General features: G+C 60.2%; 1 protein-coding gene, 1 tRNA gene and 1 pseudogene. 1 reads left to right on the forward strand and 2 read right to left on the reverse strand.

The annotated features are described in order from the left end of the window. The first annotated feature begins 37 nt into the window (after window positions 1–37). Window positions 38–114 (forward strand) — tRNA-Met (locus OM960_RS25230). A gap of 227 nt (window positions 115–341) precedes the next feature. Here the strand turns inward: OM960_RS25230 and OM960_RS25235 are convergent. Both OM960_RS25235 and OM960_RS25240 read right to left on the reverse strand, forming a co-directional pair. Further along, a pseudogene (locus OM960_RS25235) lies at window positions 342–1,564 on the reverse strand (IS256 family transposase). A gap of 634 nt (window positions 1,565–2,198) precedes the next feature. After that, on the reverse strand, window positions 2,199–3,339 hold a 1,141-nt coding region (locus tag OM960_RS25240; RefSeq protein WP_264773918.1), incomplete at its 5' end, for an RHS repeat-associated core domain-containing protein.

A 3,339-nucleotide genomic window follows, 5' to 3' on the forward strand; every position in this document is an offset into this window, starting at 1 on the left:
GGCCCAAACTCAATCCAATACCGAGCGGGCCAATTGGCGCGGGGTGGAGCAGCCCGGTAGCTCGTCAGGCTCATAACCTGAAGGTCGTAGGTTCAAATCCTACCCCCGCAACCAAAAAAATAACACAAATACAGACGCATAGCCTCCTTCGGGAGGCTTCTCGCATTTGAGCTAGGAATGGCGGTGCTACGCCGGTGCTACGCCAGAGAGCAAAGTGGGGCGGGAAGAGCCCGCAACCTGGTTCCCCACGCAGGTCAAACTAGGTAATAGGATAAATGGCGGGAAGTGTGCATTCGCCGCGCAATGCGCAAGGTACTGTCAAAGATCTTTCGCACTTTCTGTCACGCGACGACGGCTCCTTGGGTTTGATCCGCGAACAGCGGGGTCATGTTGATGTACTTCCTGGTTGACCACTGCGTCCCGGCGATGTGGCGCAGGCGGGCGGCTGCGAGATTGAGGCAGGACTTCCCGTCCGGAAACGCTCCGACGACGCGGGTTCGGCGCCGGATCTCTCGCATGATCCGCTCCAGCGGGTTGTTTGTTCTGAGCTTGATCCAATGGCTATCGGGAAAGCCGTAGTAGGTCAGGGTCTCGTGGCCGCTCTCGTCGAGCAGCTCGGCGGCCTTGGTCAGCTTCATGGCGCGCAGGTCCGCGATAACAGCGGCCATCTTCTCGGCGGCGGCCTTACGGTTCTCCTGGGCATGGATTGCCTTCAGCATCTTCGCGACGTCCCGGACCTTGCCAGACGGAACGAGGCTGAAGACGTTGCGGTAGAAATGCACGACACAGCGCTGCCACTGCGCCTCGGATAAGACCTCCGCCGCGCTCTCAACCAGCCCGCGGCACGCGTCCGAGATGATCAACTGGACGCCGGAGAGCCCGCGGTCGGCGAGGTGGCGCAGAAACATCGACCAGCCGGATTTGTCCTCCTTGGGGCCTTCCACGATGCCGAGGATCTCGCGGTAGCCGTCCGTGGTGACGCCGATGGCCACCAGGAGCGAGACATTGCGCACCTCGCCCGCCCATGACCGCTTCATGACGATGCCGTCGAGGAAGACGTACGGGTGATCGCCCTCGATCCGCCGGTGCCGCCATTCGTCGATCTTGGCGTAGATCTTCTTGTTGAGGTTCGACACGGTCCCGGGGCTGACCCTGGTGCCCCAGAGCGCCTCGGTGATGTCTTCGACCCGGCGCACCGAAACGCCCGCGAGATACATCTCGATCAGCGCCTCCTCGACGCTGCTCTCCCGCCGCTGGTAGCGCTCGATGATCATTCGCCATGGTTGCTCGGACCAGTGGCGCAACATGGCTCATTCTCAAAGGTCTGGCGCCGCAGCTTTGGCATCTTGAGCTTGACCGGGCCGGCCTTCGTGTCGAGAGACCGTTCATAGCTGCCTGCCCGGGTGTCCCTGCGGCCTTCGCTGCGCTCGTACCGTCCCGCGCCGCACAGGCGGTCGGCTTCAGCGTCAAGCATCGCGTTCAGGGCTTCCTCGACCGTCCCGCGCACCATCTCGCCCAGATGGTCCCGTATCCGGGCCTCATCGATCTGGATCACTTGCCCCATCGGCTTCGGCTTCTCGTTCTCGTCCATTCTCAGCTCCTCTCAGCCAGTCTGAAAGGGGCCGACCTCACGGTCAAATGTGCGAAAGACTTTGTACGTTATCCGTCGGTCGTGGTCGTGGCGAGCCGGTTGCGGTTGTCGTAAGTGAAGGTCACGCGGCTGTCGCGTCCGCCGCCTCGGTCAGGTTGCCGCGCACAATCAGACTCGAAATCACTGTTCAAAATGAGATTACTCATGGTGGAAAGTCAGCGGTGGTAACACGCGTGGCGGTTCTTGCGGCCTTGTCCATGTCGGATTTCAACCCCGAGACGTCAACAGTATGACCCAACTTCCTTTCGACGCATGCAAGATAGTACTTCGCATATGACAACAAGTATCTCTCGTCTTGCTCAGGCAAGACTTCTTTGAACTTCTCATCAATGAAAGTTCGATATCTTGCCACGGCACTCGGATAGTCTTTCATTCTATGAAAGACATCCCCTTCATAAAGCGTTCGTCGCGCGATTAGTTCAGAGGATGCTTCGATTTTTCCGAGTACTTTTAGGGCCTCAGAGTACCGACCGGCATTGGTGAGTACTCCCGCCTTGTGGAAGCGAAATGCGTCTACTAGTGCTCGAATCTTTCGCATGTTAGTCCTTCAAAGTCCCTGGAACCATCGAAGTGTCCGAAGCAAAATAATGATGAACGTCGTTGTCCGGTCCTTGGGAGTTTCAGTATCCGGCTTCCACGGATCATTTTCAACCCGGGTCTCAGGACGCCAATTCTTCGGATCATTATTATCATCCTGATAATTTGGCCAATAGGGCGGAATCGGCGGCAGCGGGGGCTTCGGCGGCTCCGCATCTGGTTCGTCGTCGGGCGGACCGTTGTCCCCCGGTGGCGGTGGAGTATCTTCATCACGCCATGTCGGGGAAATGATGTCGATTTGTGCAAGAAACGAACCCAGTGTATTGGCGAGCATGTAGGCGCCGTTCATGACTGAGCCGACGGCGCCCACGCTGACTTGGCCCAACTCATCACGACATTCTATGGAAACAGTGCAGGCACCCAGCGCAAGCGAAGCGCTTCCCAATGCGAGATTCCGGTATTCCACGGCTGCGAAGTAGCCCGACGGATCTGTGAATCTTTGTGGGTTGTTTTCAACATACGCGTAGAGATTGAGATCCCCCGCCCGGAAGCCCAATGGGTCACTTTGCAGGAAGTAGGCGGTGGCAGGATCATAAGTACGTCCGCGGAAATGGATCAGTCCGCTCTCGGCGTCATGCTCACGGCCCGTGAAGCCGTAGGGTTGCTCCAGCGTGCCGGTCTCGCTCCGTGCGCCGAAGCTGTCGTAATCGTAATCCGCGGCCACGGCCCCCGTGGACAGGGTCACCGCCGTGAGGATCGATCCCAGCCGGTTCGCGAAGAGGCCCACCGCCGAGCCGGTGCCGGGCGCGGTCGTGCCCGCGTAATCCTCGAACTCCAGCGGCTCATCCACCGTCGGCCCGAAGAGCCAGCGCCGGATCAGCGAGCCCGCCCTGAAGTCCAGCGCCCGGTCGTTCGACGTCGTCCGCGAAGGAGACCACGGGTCGTAGACGGTCGCCTCCGTGACGCCATCCACGGTCTTGGCGATGCGCCGGTCGAGCGCGTCGTAGGCGTAGCTCGCGGCGGTGGTGGGGGAGCTGTAGCCCACCAGCCGGTTCTGGCTGTCGTAGGCGTAGCTCTCCACCGCCCCGTCGGCCTTCGTCGTCCGGCTGACCCGGTTGCCTTTCAGGTCATAGGCGTAGCGGTAGCTGTCG

It is taken from the genome of Defluviimonas salinarum (genome assembly GCF_026013545.1).
GTDB lineage: Bacteria > Pseudomonadota > Alphaproteobacteria > Rhodobacterales > Rhodobacteraceae > Albidovulum > Albidovulum salinarum.